The following is a 26,971-nucleotide window of genomic DNA, read 5'->3' on the forward strand; positions in this document are numbered from 1 at the left end:
TTATTGAGCCGATAGCGCAAAATGCGCACGTGCCAAGCGGTCAAACTCTGCAATATCCAGAGTTTCCGCGCGGCGCGTGCCATCTATTTCTGCTGCTGCCAAAAGCTTATCACCGTTCAGGCCTTTTAAGGCTCCGCGTAGCATTTTGCGCCGCTGCCCAAAGGCTGCTGCCGTTACGCGTTCCATTGCTTTAAAAAGAGCAGGCGCCGGTTGTTGGGCATGAGGCGTAATGCTGGCAACCGCAGACCATACGGCTGGGGGTGGTGAAAACGCACCCGGTGGCAGCTTCATAACAATCGCACACTCTGCACACCATTGGGCCAGTACAGCCAAGCGTCCGTAATGTTGGCTGTTGGGCGCGGCGCAAATACGTTCAGCCACTTCCCACTGGAACATGAGTGTCAGCCGTTCCCACGCGTTGCCTTGTCGTAGCCAGCCAATAAGCAAAGGTGTGGCCACATTATAGGGCAGATTGGCAATAATCTGCCGTGGTGCGGCGCAAAGCTCTGTAAGGTCACACTTTAGCGCATCGGCTTCCACCACCTTGAGGCGGTTGGGGTAAAAACCTGCCAGTTCCTGAATAACCAGCACGGCGCGGCTATCCAGTTCTACTGCGGTTACAGATTCCGCAGGGCCATTCAGTAAAGCGCGTGTTAAACCACCGGGGCCGGGGCCAACTTCCACAACGTGGCGGCCTTTTAAGTTACCTGCCAGTGTTGCAATGCGTTCTGTAACTCCCGGATCAAGCAGAAAGTGCTGGCCGAGGGCTTTGCGTGCATCCAGCCCATGCCGATGGATAACATCGCGCAGGCTTTCCAGATGGGCAGACAGGGCCTTATACCCCCTTTAGCTTAATGTGCTTGTCAATAATAGCGCGGCGGTGCAGGTCACTATCCAACTGGCGGGCGGCCTGTTCCACGCGTTCATTCATCAACTGGTCAGCAATTTCGCTGGGTGAGCGGTTGGAAAAGTTCTTTTCCTTTTTGGTGCAAACCATCAGCAGATCAATCCCATCGCGCGAGACCAGAGGGCGGGAGACCTTGCCTTCGGGCAAATCAGCCAGCAGAGATTGCATTTGTGGGTTCAGGCGTTCCAGCGGCATTTCACCCGGATCTGTGGGGCGCTTTTCGCCTTCGGCCTTGTTCAGGGCCTCCATTTCCGTGCAGCTATGAGTGTTTTGGATAACCTGCATGGCTTTTTGCAGGGTAGATTCCTGCTGCGGTGTAATGTGCTGCGGGTCTAGCGGTGTATCAAAGGAAAGGAATACCTGCCGAATGGTAATCAGGTGGCCCATTTCGTGCCCAATAACACGCTTGCCATTAAGGGTGATGATAACATACCCACCCGGCACTTTGATGGGGTTAGAAATAGCTCCAACGCCCACAGGCATCTGCCGCACCACCTGAACCACTGCGGGGTCAAGCTCATCTTCCTGCACCCAGCCCATGGAACCACCATCCAGCGCTGTCTGACTTTGGGAAAACTGAGCTGCCACAATGGGGAAGGGCGCACCCTTACGCAGTTCCTGAATAACGGTGTTGGTAAAGTCCAGCTCTTCCTGATCGTGCCGGGGATCTTCCACTTTTACAAAAATTTCGGCCAGTTCGTATTCTGTGCGGCCTTCTTCGCGCTTGAGCGCGGCCTGACGTTGGGCAATATCCTGTGCAGATACGCGTGAGCGCGCACCAAGCTCCTGCCGTAGCACCTGAATCCAGCCAATTTGCACCCGGATCTGGTCGATCAATGTGGTAAGAGACACGCCATCTTGTGCCAGATGCTCGCGCAGGGTGCCTTCGGGCATGCCGTTGCGCCGCTCAATATTGGTAATGGCGCCTGCAATCTGTTCGGGCGGCACATTGATATGGCGGCTAAGAATTTCCTGCGTGCGCAGGCGTTCATCAATAAGTTGGCGGATAATTTGGGGCCGCAGCCGCGCCATCAGATCTGGCGTAAGGGGCAGGCCGGTAGAAAGGGCAAACAGTTTGCCGCGGTTATCAACATCGCGCTTGGTAAGCGGAATACTGTTGATAACAGCAAGAATCATATCATCTGGTTCAGGCTGGGCAGGCGTTGCTGTTTGCTGCGTTGCCGCGCTGGAGGTGTGCCGTGTTGCTGCCTGCGCATACGGTGCGCCAGCAATGGCCGGAACGGTAAGCGCGGCAAGGGAGCAACAGGCCAGTGCAAGGGAACGCAGGCGCATACGGAACAGTCTTTCAGCTTTCTGCCAGATCGGGAACTCTGTTCCCTGATACCGGAGCGCGAGGCATTTTTGAAGCAGTTCTTACTTAAGGCCGAAAGACCCAAGCGTTTTCAGGCTAAGGGTGAACAGGAAGGTAGAGTTACGCTGCTGCCCACCAATGGTGGTGTACTGCTTGAGATACATGAAATCGAGGCCGAAGCAGTCATTCGTATATCCAATATCTCCACCCAGAGAGACAAATTCACGGCGGGAGAGGCTGCGGCGCGCAAACCCGGAAAGATGCCAGTTATCCCAGTCGGAGGAGAAGCCGCCGCTGATTTCGTTTGTGCGTACAGTGTAAAGCTGGTTCGGGCTATAGGAGCGATAGTTGGTGGCAAAGTAGTAATAGGGGGTAACGGGTTCATACACATACCCGCCACGGATACGGAAATGCGGCACCCCGGCGCTGAACAGGGCATCACCAAAGTTGAATTTGCCGGTATAGGGATCAAGCCGCATACGGGCGTTGAAATCAAAATACTCGTTTGGTGCTACACGGGCACGCGCCACAATGTCTGAGGCATGATGGTCTAGCCCAGAATAGGGCAGGCGGTCATGTTCGATATGTTCCTGGAAGCTTTCACCGGCCAGAAGATCCACTTCGTGACCATCCCATGTCCAGTTGGCATGCACCCCGATATTGCCGCGCAGGCCGCCATCCAGCCTGTCTGTGCCCTGATAGCGGTTAAGAGAAAACAGCGTTGAATCCGTAAATTCATAGGACATGCTATCTTCGTTCGGAATCATGTCCGTTGCGCCCATGCCAGTATTGGGGGCGTAAATGGCTTGCACAATGGGTTCAATCAACTGCGTGCCGCGGCCATGTTCAAAGCTGCGGACAAACGGCCAGTTGGTTTTTAACGCAATGGTAGGCAGAACCTGCCCGCTTACAACTGTACGGGCTGTTTTGTAGTAGTTGGGCTGCTGGTACAGCTTGCGGGCGCGGTAGACCATGGAATCAAGCCGCAATGTCAGCAGAAATTGCTGTCCTTGGCGGGAACGCCACAGCCTATCCCAGTTTAATTGCAATTCACCGCGCTGATCGGCAGACCCGTTTTCACGATATACGTAAAAATCGGTGGTGTTTACGCTGGTGCGGCCGCCCAACGCATCTGGCTGGCCAACAAAGCTATACGTATAACGCGGCAGCGCCCACGGTAGATCGGTGTTGTGAATGACACCTTTGTTCAGGCCCTGATAGTACTGCCCATCAATACGGGAGTAAGAGCCTGTGCCAAAGCCTTCAATATAGGCGTTGGAGTTTAGGGTATCAGACCCATAACCCTGCACACGGTAATCGCGCATATAGTCAGCAGAAGTGGCCAGATTGATGTTGGCTCCGGCGCGCCAGTGCTTGTTTATGGAGAACTGGCCACGGGCAAACAGATAGCCCTGCACACCATGGTTGCCGCCACGGCCTACATCATCACCAAAGCCGTTGGTGTAGCTGTTACTGCGATGCGTATCGTAAGCCAGACCGCCCTGAATGTTGATCTTGCCGAAGTTAAAGAAGTTTCGGTACTGCGCGCTGATCTGTGGCCCTGTTTTGGTGGAGAACAGGCCCTGCACGGTCATGTCGGACTGATCATCAATCACCCAGTAATACGGGATAGTGAAATACGTGCCCAGATAACGGTCATGCGGTGTAATGCCGGGCATAAGGAACCCGCTGTGCCGCTTGGCTGAAGGATCCGTCATGGAGAAGTAGGGCAGGTAGATGACCGGAATACCCAGAATATCCAGATACGCATCACGGAAGTCGATTTTCTGGTGTTCCAGATCCTGCGTGGCGTCATAAGCGCGGAACTGCCAGAAAGGTGCGCGGGTTTTATCTTTTTCGCAGATTTCACAGGCCGTATAAACGGCGCGGCTCATGACGTTAATCTTGCCTGCTGTACGCCGCAGGCCGTTGGCTGCCAGCTTGGCGTTGTCCTGCATGGTGGCATTTACGTGCATCATGATACCATCCTTCATGCCGCCCGAAAGCTCGGCATAATGGGTGTACAGCACGGAACCATCTGGCTGAATGGTGGCTACATTTCCGCGTGCGGCTATAACGCCGGTATCGCGGTCATACACAATGCGGTCTGCTCGCAGCACATGGTCGCCCTGCCAGACCTGGACATTGCCAGTCCAGGTAACGGTGTGCTCAACATCGTTGTAGTCAACCTTATCGGCCTGAAAGGTTGCCGGTTCATCGGGAGATGTCGGGCGGCCGGTATCAAGGTGCATCACCTGCGGGCGGAACTGCGCGTGGGCATGTTTGGGCAGGTTGAAAAGAAGGCACGCGGCCATGCTCCCCAATGCGGTGGCCGCACTGAGGGTGGAACGACGGCGCAACAAAGGGTTGCGGAAAGGCCGGCGAGCCACGGTCAATCAGCCATCCTCCAAATGAAGCAGCAACGAAACAGCCAGACATAACCCGGCCAGCGTAGGGGCCCATGCAGCTAGCATCGGCGGAAGTGCCCCCGAATTCCCGAACTGCTCTGCAACCTTGGATACGGTGAAAAGCAGAAAACCCGCCGCAACGCCAGACCCGATCATGCGGGCAACGCCCCCGCGCCGAGATGGACGCATGGAAAACCCCGCCGCAACCAGCGCCATCGTGCCCGCCAGCATGGGCAATGCCAGCAGGGACTGAAAATGAATACGATGGCGAATAGATGAGAAACCTGAGCGATCAAGCAAGGAAATAAAGCCCGGCAGCGCCCAGACAGAAAGCGTTTCGGGGGAAGAAAAACTTTCCTGCACGCGGTTAACAGTTAAATCTGTAGGCAGATCGATCTGGCCAACGTGGTGCAACAAATCATTGGGCCGCACCACAGAGGCATCACTTAAAATCCATTTCAATGTTCCCAGATAGCCTTCGGGAGCTTCGATTCGCATCATCAGCTTGTCCTGATGATCAAGACGGAACACGCTCACATTACGGATACGGAGCAAGCCATCCTTAAGCTGCACGCCACGCGCATGTAGCATGGCAACGCCGTGCGGATCGTACTGACTATCTGATTGCCGGAGCCATAAAGACCCGCTGGACAGGCTGAGCGGCCCACCACCAGTACGCAGATATTGCTGATCCAGCTCTTCCGCCCGGCGATACATGGATGAAGACACCGGAGAAATCAGGGTGGTGAAAAGAGCACCAATCAGCATGGCGCAGGCTACCGGAGCGGTAAGAAACTGCCATGCGGAAATACCAGCAGCGCGCGCCACAATCAGTTCGGAAGAACGCGTAAGCCGCCAGAAGCAGACAATCCCGCCCAACAGCATGCCAAAAGGTAGGATTTCCGTGGCAAAATAAGGCACATGAAGCGCTGCAATTTCTGTTACCACATTGGTGGAAACATCTGGCTTGGTGGCGACACGGCGCAACAGGTCAATAAAATCAAACAGGCAGACAATGCCGGTTAGGGAGGCAATCATCGCCACAACGGAAAACACAAACTGCCGCGCAATATAGCGGGAGAGGGTAACGGCAACAATCATCAGGCCGGAAGCCCCTTCAGTTCTGTGTCAGGCGGGCAGAGGCGCGGTCTGCCAGCATTTCCGGAATGAATAGTATGCCTGCGCATATCAGCCCCGGCAGTAATGCCACAAGCGGAATAAGCGGGATAAGGGCCATGTTTCGGCTGGCCAGGTTTTGCAGCAACAGGTTAATGGCCAACAGCCCCACAACAGTTAGCACCGCAGCAAGGGGCCGCTTGATATTGCCGTAGCGCGAAAAAGCTCCACGCAGCACGGCAACCAGCCCCACCATGGCAAAGGAAAAGCAGGTAAGAGGGGATGTAAGGCGGCGCCAGCCTTCTACCTTGAACTTGCCTGTATCGCGCACAGAAACCTGTTGTGGATCTGGGTGCAGCAGTTCCCCCAAAGACATTTCAGCAGCATCCCGAAAGCGGGCGTCTTCCTGATGTGCGGAAGACAAATCCATGGAATCCTGCTTGAAAACCAGCATGTTCAGGCGGCCTGTCTTATGGTCGATCACCTGTCTGGAACCATCGTACAGGATCACGCGGGGGGTATCATTCACGATCATCATGGACCCATGATTGGCCAGAATTGTGGCCTGATTCCCCGGTTGCCGATCATCCTCCACCATAATGCCATGCAGCGTGCCATCGTGGCTGCGCGAACGGATATAGACCGTCATGGCATCCGAAACCTTGGTGAACACGCCTTCTTGCAGCATGAAGGCCGCCATCTTGTTGCGGATATCAAATTCGTATTGCCGGAAGGCGTGGTAGGATGTGGGCACAATCCACAGGTTCAGCAAAAAGCCCATTATGGTGGCCATAAGCGCACAGCCCAGCCCGGCCTTTGCCAGCGCAAACTGTGAAAGCCCCGCCGCCTGCATAACCGTAAGTTCGCGGTCTCCCGCCAGCCGTTGATACACAAACAGGCTGACCACAAAAGTGGTAATGGGTAGCACCACCGCCACAAAGGAAGGGATGAGCAGGCTTGTGAGTTCAATAAACACACGCAGGGAAAGCCCTCTGTCCACCACCAGAGAGACAAAGCGCAAAGACTGCATAAGCCAGATGAGCGCGGCCAACCCCCCGGTGGTTGCCAGCAGTGCCACCAGAAGCTGGTGGAACACATACCTGTCCAGCGTGAGGAAACGCGATTTCAGCCAAGACTGAAGTGAACGGACGGTCATACGTCTGTTATCTACTTCACCTGTGCGGGAGGCAACAGCCTTATCATGCATAAAGCAGGTGCAAGCATGTTGCTCCGGTGTGGTTTTTCTTGAAAACTGACAGTTTTATTGGCGCAAACTCTCAAAATTCCGCAATTTCTTTTTTCGCTTTTCGCGGAATTTCTAGAATAGAAGAATCACACCACCAGCAGCCGTGTTGTCGCTTTCCTTGTAAGGGCCGTGGGCGGCAGACGATGTATGTGTGTATTCACCCACCAGATTCAGCCAATCTGTCAGCTTGTAAAAAACAGCCCCAACTTCAGACTGGTTGCGCCGCACAAGGGTAGGGCTGTTTTCTCCCGGAGCCTGATACAGGTTGCTTACGCCGTAACTGCCCACCAGCTTGAGCCTTTTGGTAACGTGGTAGGCCCCCTGCACGTAATACCCTTCGGATGCACGTTTGCGGCCATTTTGCCCCACGCCATCAAAGAACAGCCCGGTTGTACCCAAGCCGCTGCCGCGATAGTAGTAGGCGACACCTTCAAGCGGACCATAGGTAACTTTGGTGCCAATATCGCCCGCTTCTGCCATTGCCCCCTTGCGGCTGTCTGTATTCAGCAAAGTGCTTTGCAGGCCCTGCTGATGCTGAATCAGGAAGCTGGCCCAGATGCGTGTCTGCACCTCGCCAACCTTGAAATCATACGTAACCTTGCCCTGCACCATGGGGGAGGAATGATGCTCGGATGAGGCAGACAGATCGCCCCCGGCAAAATTAAATTCATCCAGCGGTTGAAAGATACCGACAGTGCCTTGAAAACCGTGGATTGTGGGAGAGGCGTAGGAAATCTGCGGAATCCAGTCTGCGTACACATAACCCACACCAATGCGGCCCAGAGATGTGTTGCCCGGAGCTGCGTTGTTGCCGGAAGCACCGACGCTGAGCAGCGTGGCATCGTTCAGAATAGCGTCGGAGCCAAACAGCGCCAGATCACGCCCGACCTTGAATGTGCCGATATTCTTGTTGCCAAACGTAACGTAAACCTGACGCAGATCGATACCGGCAGTGCCAAGCCCAACGGGGCTGCCGCCTGTGTTGGCGTTAAAGGCCCCGTTTTTGGCGTTATCAATACCCGGATACATGCCCAGAACGGCAGAAATATCCATACCGCGCTGCACGGTGCTAAGCTTGAGCACAAAGCCAGCAGGGAGCAGACCGTTACGCACAGCAGAAGAATCAAACCCGCTGGAACCGGTGGAAACACCCCCAGCCACGGCTTGCCCGCCAGCGGGGCTGTTGTAGGTGTAAAAGCCGTTCACAAAGCCAGAAAGGTTGATGTTGATGGGGCCCGCCATAAAGGTAAGCCCTTTGCCGGGCACGTATTTTGCCACCCGCACCACATCGTCGCCTTTAAGGGATTTGGCAGCTTCTTCGGCAGAACGGGCGCTGGCTTCTGCGCGTTCTGCGGCACTTTCGGCCCGCATGCCGGAATCTTCTGCACCGGGGTCAAACTTGATGCCGGGTTCGTATTCATCACCGCCAGCCCCATGCCCGGCATGGGCCACCATGCGGTGCCGTGTGCCCGAAGCCGCTGCCGTGCGGCCAGAGCCTGAACCACCTCTGCCGCCTGAAGATGCACGCTCGGTTTGTGCTGGAGCGGCGTGGCGCACGTGTTTGGCGAGCAGCGTATCGTATTCATGCTTGGTTAGGCTGCCTTTGGCGCGCAGCACATCCAGCAGATCGCTATAATCATCAGCCAGAGCAGCTTTGGGCAGCATGGCAGGCGAACCAGCAACCGATGCGGCCATAACCGTGGCAACCAGCGCCTTTTTTCCCGATGCCATAAAACCGTGCTCCCCTAAAAACCTGCTCTCTCTTACTGTGGATCAGATTTCCTGCCGTCAATACGGCGTAAAAAGGCAGCAGCTTTGTGAGCCAAGAGGGCAACGATGCAGCAAAACCGAACGCATTGGTAGAAAAATCCCCATTCTACACTGCTGCGTAAACAGCAAAACGTATTGGTTTTACAATGGAATGGGATAAATATAATTCTTTAATATCAAGGAAATAGACGATTATTTTTTGCGTTGGAAGCAGAATGGAAAACAGTATGAATTAAAAATGACGTAAGCAGTTTTGACGATAAAATGCTATATACACAGCACAAAAAGTGAAGAAAAGTGTGCTTACAAAAGTTCCACTCATCACGGAATTTTTATTGTTATAACAAGAATTTACGTCATTTCTTGAGGCTGTTTTTGATTGGCGACGTAAAAGGGTGCGAAAATTTCCCCGTAATTGCAGTACTTTGCATCATAATTTGCCATTATGCCGCCGTGTTCGCGCCGCACAGCACATTTTGGTGTCTTGAATTTAAACTTAGCCGGGCAGGGCAAGTGGTTCTGCCAAATCAGTAACGAAAGCAAACACAGTGTCGGCGGAAAAAGAAAAACACAATCAGGCTTGGCCACACAGCGCTCAGCAGCAAGCTTTTTCTGCTGAGCCCATTATAACGGTGCCGGATGAGGAACTGCCACACTATGCCGGGCGGCCCGTGGCGTTTTTAGTGCGTTACATGCGGCATAGGCCTGTGGGGCATGCGTTGGTATTTGGCTCTGTTGGGTTGGCTATTGGCTGCATTGTGCTTTCATCTAACGGTATCCGCCGTCTGGTGGACCTCATGACAGGCACATCCCCTACGGGGGATGTTATGGCCGTATGGTCTGCCGTTGGGGTGCTGATTGGCCTGATTGTGGCAGACAATATCTCGTGGCGTATTGCCGGTTGGTTTGCTGCCCGCACTTTTGTAGCGGTTACGGGGGATATCCGGCAGGATCTGTTCCGTTTTCTAACAGGCCATTCTCCCGCCTATTTTGCAGACCGTATGCCCACATCGCTTGCTGCACGTATCGCTACCGCTGGCAATGTGAGCTTCACCATAGAAAACTTGCTGGCATGGAGCGTATTGCCCCCTAGTCTGAATGTTCTGCTTTCTGTTGTGCTGATGTTGTCTGTCAGCACCATTATGGGCAGCGTGACAGTAGTGCTGGCCATTGGGCTATGTTTGCTGATGTTCCGTCTGGCTGTAAGGGGCCGCACTCTGCACGGAGATTACGCAGCCGCCGCCGCCGGGCTGGAAGGTGAAACGCTGGATGTTATGGGCAACATTGCGCTGGTGCGGGCCTTTGGCATGCGCAACCGTGAGCGCGAGCGTTTTAATGCCCTCACGCAACGGGAAATGGGCGAACGCCTGAAGTCTCTGCGTTACATGGAAAAGTTGCGCATGATCCATGCGTTGCTGACTGCGGTGCTCACTACGGGTTTGCTCATTTGGGCGGTGTTGCTGTGGCAATGGCAGCAGGCAACCGTTGGGCAGGTGGTCATGATTATTACGTTGGGCTTTGCCATTCTGCACGGCACGCGGGATCTGGCTTTGTCTATGGTGGAAACCATCCAGCATAACGCACGGTTGTCCGAAGTGCTTTCCTCGCTACTTGTGCCGCATGATATGCCAGATGCTGAAAATGCCGTGCCGATGAAAGGCCCAGTGTTGGGCGATGTGCAGTTTCAGGATGTGGTGTTTGCGTATCCTGGTGGCGCCGCAGTGCTGGACCACTTCAATCTGCATATTCAGGCAGGCACCCGCGTAGGGTTGGTGGGGCGTTCGGGCTCAGGCAAAAGCACGGTGCTGGCCCTGTTGCAGCGCATGCGCTGTGTGCAGTCTGGTAGTGTGTTGATAGACGGGCAGGATATTCGCGATCTTACAGAAGATGCATTGCGGGCATGCCTTTCCATTGTGCCGCAGGATGTCTCCTTGTTGCATCGCTCTGTTATGGAAAATATTCGCTACGGCAGGCCAGATGCCACAGATGCAGAAGTGCGTGCCGCAGCAGCCGCTGCCGGGTGTGCCGCATTTATCGACGAATTGTCTGAAGGGTTTGCTACCATTGTAGGAGATAGGGGCGTAAAACTGTCTGGCGGGCAGCGCCAGCGTATTGCCATTGCACGCGCCTTTTTACGCAATGCCCCTATTCTTATTTTAGATGAAGCCACAAGCGCGCTGGACACGGAAAGCGAACAACACGTACAGCAAGCACTAGACAGGCTGATGGTTGGGCGCACAGTTATTGCTGTAGCGCACAGGCTTTCCACCTTACAAAACTTTGACAGAATCGTTGTGATGCAGGAAGGCAGGATTATCGAGGATGGTTCTCCTGCGCAGCTTGAACAGCAGGATGGCCCGTATAGGCAGTTTCTTAACAGGCAGATGACACACGCATAATGACAACCATACAAACACCACAGGCGTGGAAAAACCTGCGACCCGAAGGGCGGGGCGAAGCACGAGGTGCCCTTGCAGCCTATGCTTACCAGCAGATACGCGACAGGCTGATTTACTGTCATTATCAAGGTGGTGAGCGCTTGGTTTTGCGCCCGCTTGCGGCTTCATTGGAGTTAAGCCCCACTCCAGTGCGCGAGGCGCTGTTGCGCTTGGTTTCAGAACAGGCGCTGGAACTGGATGAACGCAACACCGCCCGTGTGCCGACCACCACGCGCGCACTGTTTTTAGAAATTCATGGTGTGCGGGGAGATCTGGAAGGCCGTCTTACCCGAGATCTGGTTACGCACATTACCCAAGAACAGATTGCGGTGCTGCGCGAAAAGCATCGGGATTTTATTGTGGCATATGAAAACGCAGACCCGCATAAAACGGCTGTGGCCAATGCTATTTTCCATAGCACGGCAGCAGGTTTTTCCCGCTTGCTGTTTACCGTAGGGATTATTCGCGGGCTGTGGGCACGTATGGGGCCAATTTATGCAGCAGCTAACAGCTTGCCTACAATGAGCCCAGCAGACCCAAACCATCCGCATCTGCAAATTCTGGCCGCGTTTGAAAAGCGCGATGTTGAGGCTGCAACAGATGCATTGCAGCGTGATTTTCTGCAAGCCAGAGAATGGCTGGAACCTTTGTTGCCAGAAGAGCAGCCAGTAACAGTTTGAATTTGAAGTAAAAATACACAAGCCTGCCAGACCGGCAAGGATCGGGCAGGCTTGTGTATCTGTGCGCGGTGTAAAGCCCCGCAGTCAGGCAGGTTTAGGCTGGTTTGGTTTTGCCACCAGCCGGAGGTTTGCCAGATGCCGCAGCCTTGGCCTTGTTATCTGCTTTGTCTTTGTCTGACAGGCCCGGAACTTCCACATCAATTTCCAGCATGGAACAATGCGCGCCACGGTCCAGCTTGATCTGAACCTTGTCCTGATCAACCGCAACGTGCCGTTTGATAACTTCCATGATCTCGCGGTGTAGCTGAGCCAGCAGGTCATCCTTGCCGTCACCTACACTGATGCGTTCATGCGCCAGCAAAATCTGCAACCGATCCCGCGCAACGGGGGCGGAGGAGCGGCGTTTAAAGAGGTTGGAGAGGAAGGTCATGAGACTCTCCGTTTGAACAGCCAGTCAAACAGGCCTTTGCGTTCAGTTGGAATGGTAACTTCCACTTTTTCACCCAACAAGCGGCGCGCTGCTTCTGCATAGGCGCGGGCTGGAGCGCTTTCCGGTTCGGCAATCGTAACAGGGGCACCCACGTTGGATGCTTTCAGAACATCCGGGCTTTCTGGAATAATGCCAAGCAGTGGAATGGAAAGAATTTCAAGCACGTCATCCGTAGCCAGCATGTCACCGCGTGCGGCGCGCTGGGGGTCATAACGTGTCAGCAGCAGGTGCTTATCAATTTTCTTGCCGCTTTTGGCCTTTTCCGTTGTGCTATCCAGCATCCCGATCATGCGGTCACTGTCTCGCACAGAGGAAACTTCCGGGTTGGTGACAATAACAGCCATATCAGCATGGTGCATGGCCATTTGTGCGCCACGCTCAATACCGGCGGGGCTATCACAGATGACCCAGTCAAACTTTTTGCGAAGTTCTTCAATAACCTTGGCAACGCCCTCTGTGGTCAGGGCATCTTTATCCCGCGTCTGGGAGGCTGGTAGAAGGGAGAGGGTATCAATCCGCTTATCCTTGATAAGCGCCTGCGCCAGATTGGCGTCACCCTGAATAACGTTAATCAGGTCAAACACCACGCGGCGTTCCGCCCCCATAACCAGATCAAGATTACGCAGCCCGACGTCAAAATCTACCAGCACGACTTTCTGGCCGGTTTTGGCCAGTGCGGCTCCCAAGGCTGCGGAGGTTGTGGTTTTACCCACACCACCCTTGCCTGACGTGACGACCAGAACCTTTGCCATCAGTATTCCTTTTTATATCTCTGCGGGGTCATATGGATGAAGCCATGATGACCTTGTATGGCGATAACATGACAAGCTGCACCTAAAAAGAAAACTGCCAATATCTATTTAGTCTTAGTTTTCTTTTTATTTATTTTCTTACGGCAGCGGACGGAACAAAAGTGCTTCCCCCGAAAGCAGAACCTGTGCGGGTTTTTCTGTGCAGGCGGGGTCCATTTCTTCCGCCGTAGCATAGAATCCATCTATGGCCACAAGTTCGGCGGCCAGATTGCGGGTGTAAATCCGGGCATTGCCGTGCCCACCAATACCCGCAATGGCCCGCCCGCGTAAGGCACCATAAATATGGATAGACCCCCCGGCAGAAACTTCCGCCCCAGAGGCCACAGCCCCCAGAATAACCACATCGCCATCTGGCCAGACAATATGCTGGCCGGAGCGTACGGGGTCTTCTATCAGCAGGGTTGTGGGGGCTGGCGGGCCTTCGGGTTCTTCTTCTGGTGCGGTAATTGGGCCTGAAGAGCGGCCCCCCACCGGGCTTTCAGGCCATTCCCAATCTGCTACGGCAGGCCATGAGCGATCACCGTTTTCTATGCCCAGCACGCGTATGCCGCGTTCTTTGAGCGCAGGCAGCAAAAAGGCAAGGTTGGGCGTATCGGCCTGCATCATGCTCAGATCAAGAATAACAGGTTTGCCAGCAAAAAAGCCAACAGACCGCGTGATCTGATGATCCAGCGCCACCAGCCAATCTTCCAGCGGGGCTTCCGGCGTGAGGGTGAGCGCCAGAAAAGAGCGCCCGGACATACGGATACGGGGGAGTGGGGGATGTGTGCCGGACAAGAACAGCCGCTCTCGAAATTAAAGATCAGGAATAACAGATGCACAGGATAATGGCGTTACAGTGCAGTTGGGAAGTGTCTGTTACGCATTGGATGCATGAAGGCAAGGGGATGGTGGGAATTTGATGTACTTTCATGCTGTTTTCCCTCTGGCGTTGGGGCAGGCAATGGCATAAATCATCGGGTATGCGTACCCTCTTTCATTTTCCCCTCTCTCCTGCCAGCCGTACTGTTCGGCTTGTACTGGCGGAAAAGCGCCTGCCGTTTGAGGCCATTATTGAACGGGCATGGGAACACCGGCCCGAATTTTTGGCCATGAACCCAGCAGGTGATGTGCCGGTTCTGGTGGAAGATAATGGGCTGATTGTGCCGGATTCGTATGTGATCTGCGAATATCTGGAAGAAGCATATTCCGATACGCCGTTGCTGGGGCGTACGCTGGCAGAACGTGTGGAAGTGCGCCGCGTAATGGCGTGGTTTGATACGCTGTTTGCGCGCGAAGTTTCTGGCCGGTTTATTGATGAACGGGTGATGAAGCGCCTAAGCGGCCGCGGCAACCCTGATGGCACCGCGCTGCGTGAGGCCTATGCCGCCATGCGCCCGCTTATGAAATACGTGAATGATCTGGCAGAAAACCGGAACTGGCTTGCTGGTAATTTTCTGTCTTTGGCAGATTTTACGGCCGCTGGGCATCTGTCCTGTCTGGATTTTATTGGCGATATTGATTGGAGCAAGGTGCCAGCTGTGCGGGACTGGTACGCACGCATGAAGTCTCGCCCCTGTTTCCGTCCGCTTCTGGCTGATCGGGTTTCTGGCATAACGCCGCCTGAATATTACACCAATCTGGATTTCTGATCTTTTGAAACACCAAACGGCGTGGCACGCACCAGATGTGCTGGTTATTGGCGGCGGTGCCGCAGGGCTTATGGCTGCCATAACGGCAGGCCAGCGTGGGTGCAGTGTTGTTGTGGTGGAGCACGGGCCGGAAGTGGGGCGCAAAATCCTTATTTCCGGTGGTGGGCGCTGTAATTTCACCAATACAGAAATACGGGCAGACCGGTTTTTGTCTGCCAACCGGCATTTTGTAAAATCAGCACTCAGCCGCTATAAGCCGGAAGATTTTCTGGCCCTGTTGGCCAAACATGCCATTGCATGGCACGAGAAAAAGCTGGGCCAGCTTTTTTGCGATCATTCAGCGCGGGATATTGTTTCCATGCTGTTGGCAGAATGTGGCGCAGCAGGCGTGCGTATTCTTACAGATACACGCATTCGCCACGTCAGCCGCTCTGGTGATGCCTTTCGGGTAGAAAGCTCTGCCGGTGAGTTTCAGCCAAAAGCCGTTATCTTGGCCACGGGGGGGCTTTCCATTCCCAAATTGGGGGCCAGCAGCTTTGCGTATGATGTGGCGCGGCAATTTGATGTGCCCGTTATCAAACCAGAGCCGGCCCTTGTACCACTGGTATTTGATCAGCCGCAGGATGGGTGGTTGAAAACGCTGGCTGGTGTTTCTTTGCCCGTGCGTGTGACGTGTGGCAAAACAGCGTTTGATGAAGCTTTGCTGTTTACGCATCGGGGGCTTTCTGGCCCAGCCTTGTTGCAGATTTCTTCCTATTGGCAGGCGGGGCAGGCTGTAAAGGTGGATATGCTGCCGGGGCAGAATTTGGCGGCATTGCTGATGGGGCTAAAAAAAGCTGGTTCCAAAGCCAAGGCACCAGCAGCTTTGGCCAGATGGCTGCCGCAGCGTTTGGCCGCAGCCTTGGCAGCGCAAAAGGCATCTGAGCGGCCTATGGCGGAATGGGCCGATAAAGATATTCAAGCCTTGGCGCAGCGTGCGCAGAACATGCAACTTTACCCCACAGGCACAGAAGGCTTTGCCAAAGCAGAGGTGACGCGTGGCGGGGTGGATACACGCGCACTGTCTTCTCGCACCATGCAGGTAGAAGCTGTGCCCGGCCTGTTTATGGTGGGTGAGGCTGTGGATGTTACGGGCTGGCTGGGCGGCTATAACTTCCACTGGGCATGGGCCAGCGGCCACGCTGCGGGGGAAGCCGCAGCGCAGTTTCGTGCTGTATAGGTTTTAGCTTTTTGCAGCTTTAATTTCGGCAGCCAGCTCCAGAGCGCGCGTATAAACGGTGCGCTTTGGCAAACCCGCTGCTGTTGCCGCCAGTGCTGCGGCATCCTTAACAGAATGTGTTTCCAACAGGCTACGCAAGGTGGTGTCCAGATCATCTTCAGATGTCTGCTCCGGCTCGGCCGGGCCAAGGAGCACGGTTATTTCTCCGCGCGGGGGTGTGGTGGCGTAAAAGGCGGCTAGGTCACCCACGGTATCACGCCGCACTTCCTCAAATTTTTTGGTCAGTTCCCGCGCTACAGCACAGGGGCGTGTGGGGCCAAAAATTTCCGCCATATCAGCCAAAGTTTCAGCCAGCCTATGCGGGGCCTCGTGCCAGATTAGGGTTGCGCTCAGGCCCGCACGTTCCGCCGCATGTAGCTTGGCAAAACTTTCCTTGCGGGCTGATGAGCGCGGCGGCGGAAAGCCAATAAACATAAACGGATGTGGTGGCAGGCCAGAAAGCACAAGTGCTGTTAATGCAGCGTTTGGGCCGGGTACGACTGTAACGGGCACATTGGCTTCTATGGCCGCGCGCACAAGGCGGAAGCCGGGGTCTGATAGCAGGGGCATGCCGGCATCAGAAACCAGCGCAATGTTGGCGCCATCTTGTAAGCGGGCAATCAGGCCGGGAATACGCTGGCGCTCATTATGTTCATGCAGTGCTTCGGTGCGGGCAGAAATACTGCGTTCTGTTAGCAGCCGGGCGGTGGTGCGCGTATCTTCACACAGAATCAGGTCTGCACTGGCCAGTGCTTCGGCACCACGCGGGCTGAAGTCCCCCAGATTGCCAATGGGGGTGGCAACCAACGTAAGACCGGGGCAAGAAGGCGCATGACTTGGCGGCTTTCCTTCGCTATGGAGGGGGGAAGTCCGGTCGCGGTGTTCATCAGGCCGGTTGTTTGTGGAGGACGATCTTGATGATGACGCGTGCATGTTCGCTCCTGTCTGGACTTTCCAGCCAAGGTCTGGCGGGAAAACAGACATGGCGCAAGGCCGGTCTGGCTGCTTTGGGCATAACCGGCATGGCTTTGGCTGGCTGTGCAGACCAATCTCCCTCTGCTGGTGGTGGGGTTTCTAAGCCTGTAGCCAGCCACAAAATTGGGGTTCTGCTGCCTCTTAGTGGCCCAAATGCCGGGCTGGGGCACGAACTGCTGGCGGGTGCGCAGCTTGCAGTTGGCAACACAGCACCTACGGACCCAACAGGGTTGCAGTTAGATGTGCATGATACAGCCGCAGCCGGTGGGGCATCTGGCGCGGCTACTGCTGCTGTAAGTGCCGGGGATGGCCTGCTGCTTGGCCCGCTTACCAGTGGTGATACCGCAGTTGCGGCACCCGCCGCACAGTCTGCCGGTATTCCGGTTCTAGCTTTCACCAGTGATATTTCCCAGGCTCGTTCTGGTGTGTGGATTATGGGTATCACGCCAGAAGATCAGGTGCAGCGTCTGGTAGAACAGGCACGCCAGGATGGGCGGCGTAAGTTTGCGGCGCTTTTGCCCAACAACCCGCTAGGTCATGCGCTGGGGAATGGCTTGCAGTCTGCTTGCTATGATCAGGGTTTGCCAGAGCCCACAATTGTGTATCACTCCGGCACGGCGGCCAGTATTTCGCAAAGCCTGCGTGATATTTCCAATTACGATACGCGCTTGCAGGCTGCAAAAGGCAACAGCAGTGAGCCAGCGCCTTACACGCCAGATGCCGCCACAGCAGATGCAGATGCCGCCAAAACGGCAGACAAGCTGCCTTCTAATCTGGCGGCAGCATTGGGCACAGATGGTAGCGCACCAGCAGCGCCAACAGATACGCCCAAGGCAGAGGCTCCCAAGTTAGAAGCGCCACCTTTTGATGCGCTGCTGCTGGGTGATACCGGCCTGAACCTGAGAAACGTGATTGTGGCGTTGAACGAAACTCAGATCAGCCTGCCATCCGTGCGTATTATGGGGCCGGGCCTGTGGGCTGCCTTTGCCACTAAGCTGGGGGCCATTAAAGGCGCATGGTATGCCGCGCCAGATCCTACGTCTCGCCAGGCTTTTGTTACGCGTTTTATGGCGGTTAACCACCATATGCCCAAGCCATTGGCTGATTTGTCTTACGATGCTGCCAATGTGGCCAAAACCGTAGCGCAGAGTGGTGCTTCTGGGTATCCGGCCAGCGCACTTACGCGGTCTGAAGGGTTCTCTGGCGTCAATGGTCCGTTTACGCTGCTGCCTGATGGGCGTGTTCGTCGCGCTTTGGGTGTGTTTGAAGTGATTGGCGGCGGTAGCCCTGCCAAAATGCAGAGTGCTCCAGCAAAGGCCAGCGCAATATCTGGTTAATCTGGTTGTATTTGTAATAAAAGCTAAAAAGGGCTGCCTGATATATTTTCAGGCAGCCCTTTTTATTTGCTGTGCATAAAAGAAATTATTTTTTGTGCTGTGCCAGAATGGTTAAAACCTGCGCAACACGTTCCACCACATCATCCCACTTTCGCGGGGTGGTCTGGCGAATAATCTGCAACGTAGGGTACCATGGGCTATCTGTGCGCCCACTCAGCCAGCGCCAGCAGTTATCATACCGATCCATCAGCAAAACCGGCTTACCTAATCCGCCAGCCAGATGCACTACAGAGGTATCTACCGTGACCACAACATCCAAAGACATGATGAAGGCCGCTGTATCATCCATATTGTGGAGGAGATGTGTGGGGTCATACAATACCATGTTGGGCGGTGGGTCATTCATCTGCTCGGCATAAGGGCCTTTTTGCAAGCTGATGAGATTAACGCCTTCCACATCTCCCAATGGAGAGAGTGTGTGCAGGTTTATGGAGCGCCTGCGGTCTACAATATGGGCTGAAATTGTATTGGGCCGTGGTGCACCGCCCCATACCAGCCCCACATTCAGGTTATCATTTTCAGGCAGAAATTTTGCCAGTTCGCGCACTTTTATGGTGTCTGCCCGCAAATAGGGCACGGGCGCACCCATGGCATCTGGCGTGGCAGAAAAAACGCGGGGCAGGCTGATAAACGGGCAATGCCAATCAAACGGCGGGGTAGTACCACCTACCTGCACAATTTGCGCACCAACAACCCGATTACAGAGTTCGCCCAGTGTTTCTGGTACCCATAAATGTGGGATGGCCCCCCGGTCTGAAAGTGGCTTGATGTAACGCAGATACATTAAAGTATCTCCAAGCCCTTCTTCCTGCGTAATCAGGATACGTTTACCCCGGATATCCGTATTCGGCCCAAGCGAAGGCATAAGAGTGCTTGGCGGCAGGCTGGTATGGCCGGGCAGGCGCAAACGCCATTCATGTTCTGCCCAACCTTGTGCATAACGCCCGGCTTTAAGCAGTGTAATGGAGTGGTTCAGGCGGATTTGCGGTTCTGTAGGACGCAGAGAAATGGCACGCCGATAGTAATCCAGCGCTTCATCCAGCCGCCCTTTGCCAGCCAGCATACATCCGATGTTTGAAAGTGTGCCTGCATGATCTGGCTGCGTTTCCAAAACATTTTGGAGGTGTGCCAAAGCTTCATCAAAACGGCCTTGTTCAAGAAGCGCCATGGCCAGCAGGTTGTGGGAGTGCATGCTGTTGGGCCGTAGGTCAACAGCATGGCGTAACAGGCTGATAGCTTCATCAAACTGTCCGCATTGCACCAGCAAATTGCCCAGAATATCATAAATACGGGCATCTTGCGGCGTGCGCTCCAGAGCAGCACGGCATACAGCTTCGGCTAAGGGGCGTTTGTCCAGTTCTGCTAGCAGATCACTCAGTGCCTGTAGCGGATGCTCCGTGCCAGCATGGCGGGATGCAATATCGCATAGAATTTCTGCGGCTTCTTCCGGCTGGTTAGTGCCTGCAAGGCAATATGCATACAGGGTTTTGGCCAGATCATTATTGCTGGTGCTGAATGGTTCCAGAACAGCAAGCATTTCGTTGAAGTGGCCCGCAATAATTTCTGTACGCGCGCGCCGCAACGTCAGTTGATCGGGCAGGGTAGGGGCAGAAGCAGCAGGAGTATTCATGATGGCATTAGGTATCGTTTAAAACAGATGAATGAATAACACGAGGCAGGCAATGTGTAGGCAAGAAAAAACCCGACACGATAGTGTATCATGCCGGGCGATGAACCTGAATGTCTAAAGTAACGGAATGTAAAAGGTTCAGGCAGCTTTCATAACTGCTGTCAGGGATTCCAGAACTTCAGTCGGGTCTTTCTTTTCCAAAACAGCCACTTCGGCCACAAAACGTTCCTGCGCGGCTTCAAACAGCTTGCGTTCGCTAAAGCTGCCATCCAAGCTATCTACGTTGCGGCGTAGATCACGCAGCACTTCGGCAATCTGTACCAGATCACCCGAGTTGATTTTTTCCTGATATGCCACGGCGCGGCGGGCCCACATGCCTTTGCTAACATGCGGCTTACCCTTGATAATCGCCATGGCCTTATCTACAATCTCGCGCGAGACAATTTTGCGCAGGCCAGCCTTACGGGCCTTGCTGAGCGGGATGCGCAGTGTCATCTGGTTGCCGGGGAAGGAAATCTGGATTACTTCCAGCTTCGTTCCGGCAATTTCATCAACCCCTATCCGGTCTACCCGCCCCACGCCATGGGCGGCATAGACAATGGCATCGCCTTCCTCAAAAGGATCTTCATCCTTTACTTTTGTTTTTGCTTGGGCTGCCGTAGCAGCTGCAGCGGTGCGTGCCATGGCGTCTGTCACGCCGCCTTTAGGAGGTGCTCTGAACGTGTTCATAGCTATAGCTTATAGCATAAAACCGCAGCGTTGTCTTGTAAAAGAGAAAACTGCGGTTCTGCTATTCAGTATTGTACGCCGTTTACAGCGCCAAGTGGTGGGGCTGTTGGGTCTCCGGTAGGCTGGGTGACGTCAATTTCAATATTTCGTGCCATTGTTGCCATGGGCAGCGCATGCGGTGTGCCAGAAAAAGGTTCCTGCAGGTCATTCGCACTTTTATCCAGCACCAGAAACAGGCAGCCCACCAGTGATGAACCCAGCGGCGTAATCCATTCCAGCGTCTGCACCATGGAAAGGGGCAGCACGATACAAAAGATATTTACCAATGTGCGCGGCAGGGCTGAAAACTGCATGGGCAAAGGCGTATTGCGGATACGCTCCAAACCACCCTGCGCGTTGGCAATGTCGGACAAAATGCGGTCAATCTGTCCATGTACCGCGCCATCAATGCCCTTTTTATTAACTTCTTCCGTAACGCCCAGCCCAATCTGATACAAAATAGCATTGGGCTTGTTGCGATAATGAACAATCGCATCCTGCATATAAGGCGGAAGCAGGCGCTGGATATCGGTCGAGGCATCTTCCTTTCCCAATGCCATGCGCAGGGCGTGGGGGTAGGCGGCAATGGCGTACATCAGATCATGCCGGTCTCCCAGCAATGTGCCCGCCTGTCGGCCAAAGGAGCGGCAGTTATTGGTAATAGCGCCCCACAACGTGCGGGCCTCCCACCAGCGGGCATAGGCGCTGTTGCTGCGGAACCCCATGAACAACGCCAGTGCAGAACCAATAAGGGAAACCGGCAGGCTGGGCTGTTCCATCCACTCCTGATGGAACACCTGAAAAAGCACAACTACAATTAAATCCCACCCTGCCATAAGCAGGATAACACCTAGAATTTCTTTTCCGATAATGCGTAGCCCGACCCTTTGGTCAACAATCATTCACAAATCCTCGCGTGTCACAAAAGCGTTCTTGCCTGAACCTATATCAACATGGCACGAAAAAAGGAGTTTCTTAACAATACAGATATTTATTTCATATTTTTCAGCATGAGTGCGGATTTTTGAAGGATCAGGAGGGCAGAAATGGATACGCAACCAACCAGCTTGCAACTGCGTGAGGAGCATGAATGCCACGGTGGTAAAGTGCAGTTTTATGAGCACTTTTCCCATACTCTGGGGCTTGCTGCCCGGTTTGGTGTGTTCTTGCCGCCCGCTGCATGTCAGGGGCAGAAGGTACCGGTTGTCTATGCACTGGCTGGGCTAACCTGCACGGAAGAAACATTCCTGATCAAATCCACTGCACTGGCAGAGGCTGCGCATTTGGGGCTGGCATTGGTGGCTCCGGATACATCACCACGCGGTGCAGGTGTGCCGGAAGAAGATAAGGACTGGGATTTAGGCACCGGCGCTGGCTTTTATCTGGATGCCACGCAGGCGCCTTGGTGCAAACATTACCGTATGGGCAGTTACATTGCGCAGGAACTGCCAGAAATTGTGGAGCAGGCGTTACCGTTGGATAGTGCGCGGCGTGGCATTATGGGCCATTCCATGGGTGGGCATGGTGCGTTGATACATGGTTTGCGTGCGCCGACCTTCTGGAAATCCATATCCGCTTTTGCGCCTATTGTGCATCCGGCGGTTGTTCCATGGGGGAAAAAGGTATTTACCGCGTATTTGGGGCCAGATGCGGCCATGTGGCGGGCGTATGATGCGGTGTGCTTGTTAGAAGATGGCCACAAACACCCCAATACCATTCTGGTTGATCAGGGTGCGGCAGACCAATTTCTGCAACGCGAACTTCAGCCGTGGCACTTGCAACAGGTGGCGGAACAGGTGGGGCAAAAATTGAACCTACGCCAGCACGCGGGGTACGATCATTCCTATTGGTTTGTACAAAGTTTTGCGGCAGACCATTTGCGCCACCATGCAGAAAATCTGAAAGTGGGTTAAATTTTTCAGGAATGGAGGGTGCGGCTCAGGCTGGGAGAGGTAAATCCGCCCAGTGCGCCCAACCATTTGAGATATTCCAAAGCCAGAAGCCGCAAAGATGAACGACGCAGAGGGTGTTCCATGGCTGGAGGCAACACAGGGTAGGGGTACAGGGTGACATCAGGCAGTGTGCGGCTGAGTTCCAGCAATGCGCGGCGCATGTGGTAACTGGCTGTAACAACAATGAGCGAAGTAATATGGTTATCAGCAACCCAAACGGCTGTTTCCGTTGCGTTGCCAATGGTGGAGCGTGCCTGATAGCCAAGAGTAATACGTTCTGCCAAAGCCGGAGGCGCGGTGGAGGGTAAAAGTGCGGCCAGTGTGGTTTGGGTGTCCACGCCGGAAATCAGCAGTCTTTCACCCTGATTACGCGCTAGCAGATTAAGCGATGTATCAATGCGGCCCGCGCCACCTGTAAGCGCAACAATGCCATCTGCATGGGGCAAATAGCCTGGGGGGCGCAGGGCATCATTTACAAACCAGCCAAATCCACCAGCAAATGCAAAACAGGCTAGCAATGCCAGCCGAAGTAAAAGCCGCACAAAAAGCATGATCGGGCCAGAAGGGCGTGGCCCGGATGGTTTGTGGTGAGGAATTAAGGGAGCCGCCGTAGCCATAGGCGTACCATGCTTTGTGTTGTAACCCAGCAGATAAAGGCCGCAACAAATGGCAGTGCAGCAAAGGCAACCAGCATATCTGTTGGAATAACGCTTTGCAGAGTGTGCCAATCTGGCAGCAACAGCGTGTCAGACTGGAGTGAGATATTGGCAAAAGGTGCTGCCATTCTGAACAGAACCAGCAAAGGCACCATAGCCAAAACAGTGCCTGCCAAGCTGCCACCTAGCCCCAACATAGCTGTGCGCCAAGCAAAACGACCGGCAATATAGCCATCGGAAGCACCCAGCCCATGCAGGATTTTAATAATATCGCGCCGGGTTGAAAGGCCTGCCCGTGTCGCAAGGCCGGTTACAAGCGTGGCAATGCCACCAACGGTTAGCAATGCCAAACCCGCACAGGCCAAAAGGCTGTTTGCCAGTGCCCTCAGACGTTCTCCCCAGCTTGCATTATGCTCAACAATGGTGCCAGGCACATGCGCGGTAAGGGTTTGCTCCAGATCATTAGGGAGCTGCGCATTGTCTGGCAGACGAATGCGGATAATGGCTGGCAGAGGAAGGGCCGAATTATCCGCTTCACCCAACCAAGGTTCTAAAAGCCGTGCCAGTTCCTCTTTATCCAGACGGTGCATCACCGAGCCGGGGGGCAAGGTGTTGAGGTCTGCCAAAACGGCTTCTGCGCGGGTGGGGCCTGCGGGTTCTTTTTTGCTGGCAGGGGTAAGAGGTTGATCTGGGTCTGGCACCTGCACGGTAACAAGCTGGGCAGCACCTCCGGCCCAGCGGGCAGAAAGCGCACGCGCACCTGTTGCTCCAGCAAGAGTTAAGGCTGCCAAAAAACTCATCATGGCTACAAGCGCAAACAGGCTGCGGTCTGGTAGGGCTTCGGAAACAGATAAGCCATCCTTGCGGCCAGAAAAGGGCAAAATCATATATCTGCCCCTTCATCCTGCACCAGTCTGCCACGTTCCAGATAGAGGGCAGGGCGTTGCAGCCTGCGTATCAGGGCCTCGTTATGCGTGGCCACAACCATGGTGGTGCCCATGTCGCTGAGTTCAGCAAACATATCCAGCAACCGGTGGGCTTGGCTTTCTTCCAGCGCGTTGGTGGGTTCATCTGCCAAAATCAGGCCGGGGCGGTGGATAATGGCACGGGCAATGGCTGTGCGCTGTTGTTCCCCGCCAGAAAGGCTGGATGCGGGGGCATGCAGGCGCTCACCCAATCCTACCCATTTAAGAATGGCTTGAATTTCATCCTGAATTTCATCTTCAGGGCGTTTTTGCAGGCGCAAAGGCAGGGCCACATTATCCGCCACGCTCAAGCCGGGGATAAGTTTGTAATCCTGATGCACCATGCCGATTCTCTGCCGCAGGCGTACAAAATGCGCACGCTTTTCCGCCTTGGAAACAGGTTTACCCAAAAGCAGCATACGCCCTTGCGTGGGCAGTGTTTCAAGGTGCAGTAGGCTGAGCAGGCTGCTTTTACCTGCGCCCGATGGGCCAAGAAGCCAGCGGAATCCCCCTTGCGGAATAGAGAAGGAAAGATCGGACAATACCAGCGCATTCTGCTTTTTGCCCCGCCGCCATGAAACGTTTTCCAGACGGATCATGCTGGAACCATAAAGGACGGAAGTGGCGTAAAGCGGAGCGATTGTTGCATGTATGTAGTGTAACCGACAGGCGGGGGAAGTGTCGATTGAAAGACACAACATACTGCTTAATAAACGGTCTGTTCCATCTTTTTGGCGCGATGTCTGGCGCGAACGGGCGTTACCTGTGCTAAGGGGGATGCCAAATCTGTTCTTCCGTTCGATGCCTTAGCCTCGCATCTGCGTGCAGCAGGCGCAGGGAGGAAGGCAGCCTTTATCAAGAGAGTGTTCATGAAGATCGTCTGTCCTTCCTGCGGTGTGGCCTATCAGGTTCCAGAGGCTCTTCTTGCCAAAAGGCAAATGCTCAAATGCTCTGCCTGTGGCGTTAAATGGCGGGTTCAGATCCCGCAGCCTCAGCCAGAACCTGTTGCGGAACCTGTGCCGCATGAACACGCTCAACCCCAATCTGCACAGCCAGAAACAACAGCACCACACAGCGCGCCGAAAGAAAGTGCGCCACAAAAAAAAGTGGATTCTCCCACAGCACCTTCGGAAGCTCCTGTTGCCGATAGGCCGGATTCGGAGCTTCCACCACCCGTAACAGAACCTCCGGTAACGCAGGCACCTGTTCAAGAACCAGTTGCTATGCAAACAGCCGAAGCATCTGCGCCGGTTGAAGAAGTGTTGGCGCCTGAGGCCGTTCAGCCCCCGCCGGAACTTCAGCCTGTTCCACAGCAGTATGCCCCGGAAATTCCAAGTGCGCCCGTTACTGAATCGACGCCTGTAGCAGAGCCGGAATCTTCTCCTGCGCCAGAGCCAGAAAAGCCAGTTGCGCCGCCGCCTGTTTCGGAAGCCCCACAGCCCACAACTGTGCGGCAGGTGCATGTTAAACAAACACCTCCGCCGTATGCTCAGCCGCATGTGGAGCCAACGCTATCGGCGGCAGCAAAACCTTCTGCTGCACCTACGCCTGTAGCAGCACCAGAACAGCCGCAGATCAGAGAGCCCGCAGCACAAACGGGCCAACGTTATGAGCCTTTGCGTAAGGCATCACCCGCTGCGGAATCCGCCGCCCCGCGTGTTGCGCCAGAAGCAGGGGCCGCAAACCCGCCGCGGCCTATGGGAATGCCCAAAGTGCGACCGGAAGTTGCACAGGCCTATGCCCAAAGTGCGGCGGCGCATGTTGCGCAACCTCAAGCACAATTGGCGCGCAAGCTGGATGTGCGTGGGCTGATTTTAACGGAAAAATTCTGGAAAATAGCCTGGATTATCAGCGTTGTTCTGGCTGTTATCGGTTTTGTGGCTATCTGGCATTGGTGGAATGCCATTGTGCACGCATGGCCTGCTGCGGCGCGCCTGCATCGTGCAGGCTAATACCTGATACGAAAAGACGCGCGTGGCTTGCTAGGGATAGAGTAGGCTTGCGCAGCGTTTACATGCTGCGTCCGGCCAGTGTTGCCAGAGTAGCGCCTGCAGCAGCCAAAGCCATTAGCATAATACCATCCCAGATCAGGCCGCTGGCTGTTAGATCATGCCCAGCAATGGCAAGATGATGCGGAATGGCGGAAGCCACATTGGCAATGGCATCTCGCGCTTGCGGGTCTGCCGATGCAGCAGATTTGGAAAGTGCGCTAACCAGCGCTGGCAGGGCGGCCCATGCCACACCTGCAATCAGCAACAGTGGGGCAAACAGCTCGGCAACCTGTTGCACAAAATAGAACGCAAAATAACAGACAGACCAAATGGCTGTGCGCACAAGGGCAAAGCCAGAAGTGCCAGAACGAGAGGCAGCAGAAGACTGGGAAGAAAGGGGCATGCGCGTGTCCATTGGTATCGTTCCTTGTCGGCAGTAACAGGGCCGAGTGGTTTTGCTGTATCCAACCCACAGAGCGCGCAGGCGGACTATTCTTGGCATGTATATACAGGCACAGGGTAAAGCATGCCAATGGATAGCCATATGGCGCATGCAAAGCATGTTTTTA

24 protein-coding genes are annotated in these 26,971 nt (G+C 54.6%); 7 read left to right on the forward strand and 17 right to left on the reverse strand.

What is annotated here, in order from left to right:
• The 6 genes from rsmA to WG31_RS05530 all read right to left on the reverse strand — a co-directional run bounded on the left by rsmA (position 1) and on the right by WG31_RS05530 (position 8,720).
• On the reverse strand, positions 1-831 hold the full coding sequence (gene rsmA, locus WG31_RS05505) for a 16S rRNA (adenine(1518)-N(6)/adenine(1519)-N(6))-dimethyltransferase RsmA (RefSeq protein ID WP_063353886.1): 831 nt from the start codon (positions 829-831) through the stop codon (positions 1-3).
• 4 nt (positions 832-835) lie between these two features.
• Positions 836-2,200: a peptidylprolyl isomerase gene (locus tag WG31_RS05510; RefSeq protein ID WP_003622844.1), complete on the reverse strand. Its 1,365-nt coding sequence runs from the start codon at positions 2,198-2,200 to the stop codon at positions 836-838.
• 81 nt (positions 2,201-2,281) lie between these two features.
• Entirely contained in the window at positions 2,282-4,609 is a 2,328-nt protein-coding gene (locus tag WG31_RS05515; RefSeq protein ID WP_081461441.1) for an LPS-assembly protein LptD, read from the reverse strand.
• Between the two features lie 6 nt (positions 4,610-4,615).
• Positions 4,616-5,728, reverse strand: coding sequence for an LPS export ABC transporter permease LptG (gene lptG, locus WG31_RS05520; protein WP_006115995.1), 1,113 nt, complete (start codon positions 5,726-5,728; stop codon positions 4,616-4,618).
• A gap of 16 nt (positions 5,729-5,744) precedes the next feature.
• The gene (lptF, locus tag WG31_RS05525) at positions 5,745-6,950 is read right to left on the reverse strand and encodes an LPS export ABC transporter permease LptF (RefSeq protein WP_006115994.1); all 1,206 of its coding nucleotides are present in this window, start codon (positions 6,948-6,950) and stop codon (positions 5,745-5,747) included.
• 111 nt (positions 6,951-7,061) lie between these two features.
• Positions 7,062-8,720 carry a hypothetical protein gene (locus WG31_RS05530; protein WP_063353887.1) on the reverse strand — a complete coding sequence of 553 codons (1,659 nt, stop codon included), beginning with the start codon at positions 8,718-8,720 and terminating at the stop codon, positions 7,062-7,064.
• A 587-nt stretch (positions 8,721-9,307) separates the two neighbouring features.
• Here WG31_RS05530 and WG31_RS05535 point away from each other — a divergent pair.
• Positions 9,308-11,158 carry an ABC transporter ATP-binding protein gene (locus WG31_RS05535; RefSeq protein WP_063353888.1) on the forward strand — a complete coding sequence of 617 codons (1,851 nt, stop codon included), beginning with the start codon at positions 9,308-9,310 and terminating at the stop codon, positions 11,156-11,158.
• Positions 11,158-11,877, forward strand: a complete 720-nt coding sequence (locus WG31_RS05540) for a GntR family transcriptional regulator (RefSeq protein WP_063353889.1) — start codon at positions 11,158-11,160, stop codon at positions 11,875-11,877. Before WG31_RS05535 ends, WG31_RS05540 begins: the two co-directional genes overlap by 1 nt.
• 94 nt (positions 11,878-11,971) lie before the next feature.
• Here WG31_RS05540 and minE read toward each other — a convergent pair whose 3' ends face one another.
• From minE to minC, 3 genes are all read right to left on the reverse strand, one after another.
• Positions 11,972-12,307, reverse strand: a complete 336-nt coding sequence (gene minE, locus WG31_RS05545; protein ID WP_063353890.1) for a cell division topological specificity factor MinE — start codon at positions 12,305-12,307, stop codon at positions 11,972-11,974.
• Positions 12,304-13,119: a septum site-determining protein MinD gene (gene minD, locus WG31_RS05550; RefSeq protein ID WP_006115989.1), complete on the reverse strand. Its 816-nt coding sequence runs from the start codon at positions 13,117-13,119 to the stop codon at positions 12,304-12,306. Before minD ends, minE begins: the two co-directional genes overlap by 4 nt.
• A 138-nt stretch (positions 13,120-13,257) precedes the next feature.
• On the reverse strand, positions 13,258-13,956 hold the full coding sequence (gene minC, locus WG31_RS05555; protein ID WP_082823137.1) for a septum site-determining protein MinC: 699 nt from the start codon (positions 13,954-13,956) through the stop codon (positions 13,258-13,260).
• Between the two features lie 134 nt (positions 13,957-14,090).
• Between minC and WG31_RS05560 the strand changes: the two genes are divergently transcribed.
• Positions 14,091-14,810 carry a glutathione S-transferase family protein gene (locus WG31_RS05560; protein ID WP_003622857.1) on the forward strand — a complete coding sequence of 240 codons (720 nt, stop codon included), beginning with the start codon at positions 14,091-14,093 and terminating at the stop codon, positions 14,808-14,810.
• Positions 14,811-14,814: 4 nt separating this feature from the next.
• Positions 14,815-16,029, forward strand: coding sequence for a BaiN/RdsA family NAD(P)/FAD-dependent oxidoreductase (locus WG31_RS05565; protein WP_063353892.1), 1,215 nt, complete (start codon positions 14,815-14,817; stop codon positions 16,027-16,029).
• A gap of 3 nt (positions 16,030-16,032) precedes the next feature.
• Here WG31_RS05565 and rsmI read toward each other — a convergent pair whose 3' ends face one another.
• A complete protein-coding gene (gene rsmI, locus WG31_RS05570) occupies positions 16,033-17,001 on the reverse strand; it encodes a 16S rRNA (cytidine(1402)-2'-O)-methyltransferase (RefSeq protein WP_035351545.1) in 969 nt (322 codons plus the stop codon).
• On the opposite strand from rsmI, the gene WG31_RS05575 reads away from it, so the two are divergent.
• Positions 16,989-18,380 carry a penicillin-binding protein activator gene (locus WG31_RS05575; RefSeq protein ID WP_063353893.1) on the forward strand — a complete coding sequence of 464 codons (1,392 nt, stop codon included), beginning with the start codon at positions 16,989-16,991 and terminating at the stop codon, positions 18,378-18,380. The two genes, rsmI and WG31_RS05575, sit on opposite strands and share 13 nt — an antisense overlap.
• Before the next feature lie 85 nt (positions 18,381-18,465).
• On the opposite strand, the gene WG31_RS05580 is transcribed toward WG31_RS05575, so the two are convergent.
• The 3 genes from WG31_RS05580 to WG31_RS05590 all read right to left on the reverse strand — a co-directional run bounded on the left by WG31_RS05580 (position 18,466) and on the right by WG31_RS05590 (position 21,740).
• On the reverse strand, positions 18,466-20,070 hold the full coding sequence (locus WG31_RS05580) for a tetratricopeptide repeat protein (RefSeq protein ID WP_006115984.1): 1,605 nt from the start codon (positions 20,068-20,070) through the stop codon (positions 18,466-18,468).
• Between the two features lie 138 nt (positions 20,071-20,208).
• Entirely contained in the window at positions 20,209-20,799 is a 591-nt protein-coding gene (locus WG31_RS05585; protein ID WP_006115983.1) for a CarD family transcriptional regulator, read from the reverse strand.
• Positions 20,800-20,864: 65 nt separating this feature from the next.
• A complete protein-coding gene (locus tag WG31_RS05590; RefSeq protein WP_063353894.1) occupies positions 20,865-21,740 on the reverse strand; it encodes a bestrophin family protein in 876 nt (291 codons plus the stop codon).
• Between the two features lie 144 nt (positions 21,741-21,884).
• Between WG31_RS05590 and fghA the strand changes: the two genes are divergently transcribed.
• Positions 21,885-22,751 (forward strand): S-formylglutathione hydrolase, encoded by an 867-nt coding sequence (gene fghA, locus WG31_RS05595; RefSeq protein ID WP_063353895.1) that lies wholly within the window; start codon positions 21,885-21,887, stop codon positions 22,749-22,751.
• 5 nt (positions 22,752-22,756) lie between these two features.
• Here the strand turns inward: fghA and WG31_RS05600 are convergent, their stop codons facing one another.
• Genes WG31_RS05600 through WG31_RS05610 form a run of 3 tightly spaced genes read right to left on the reverse strand, consistent with a single transcriptional unit; the run spans position 22,757 to position 25,112 of the window.
• Positions 22,757-23,341 (reverse strand): YdcF family protein, encoded by a 585-nt coding sequence (locus tag WG31_RS05600; protein WP_063354885.1) that lies wholly within the window; start codon positions 23,339-23,341, stop codon positions 22,757-22,759.
• A 44-nt stretch (positions 23,342-23,385) separates the two neighbouring features.
• The gene (locus WG31_RS05605) at positions 23,386-24,333 is read right to left on the reverse strand and encodes a cell division protein FtsX (RefSeq protein WP_063353896.1); all 948 of its coding nucleotides are present in this window, start codon (positions 24,331-24,333) and stop codon (positions 23,386-23,388) included.
• Positions 24,330-25,112 (reverse strand): cell division ATP-binding protein FtsE, encoded by a 783-nt coding sequence (locus WG31_RS05610; protein WP_082823138.1) that lies wholly within the window; start codon positions 25,110-25,112, stop codon positions 24,330-24,332. The genes WG31_RS05605 and WG31_RS05610 overlap by 4 nt, the downstream gene beginning before the upstream one ends.
• 168 nt (positions 25,113-25,280) lie before the next feature.
• On the opposite strand from WG31_RS05610, the gene WG31_RS05615 reads away from it, so the two are divergent.
• A complete protein-coding gene (locus WG31_RS05615) occupies positions 25,281-26,363 on the forward strand; it encodes a zinc-ribbon domain-containing protein (RefSeq protein ID WP_063353897.1) in 1,083 nt (360 codons plus the stop codon).
• A 58-nt stretch (positions 26,364-26,421) separates the two neighbouring features.
• Here the strand turns inward: WG31_RS05615 and WG31_RS05620 are convergent, their stop codons facing one another.
• Positions 26,422-26,817, reverse strand: a complete 396-nt coding sequence (locus tag WG31_RS05620) for a hypothetical protein (protein WP_063353898.1) — start codon at positions 26,815-26,817, stop codon at positions 26,422-26,424.
• Positions 26,818-26,971: the final 154 nt, after the last annotated feature.

Origin of the sequence: Acetobacter oryzifermentans, assembly GCF_001628715.1 — a bacterium.
Taxonomy (GTDB): domain Bacteria; phylum Pseudomonadota; class Alphaproteobacteria; order Acetobacterales; family Acetobacteraceae; genus Acetobacter; species Acetobacter oryzifermentans.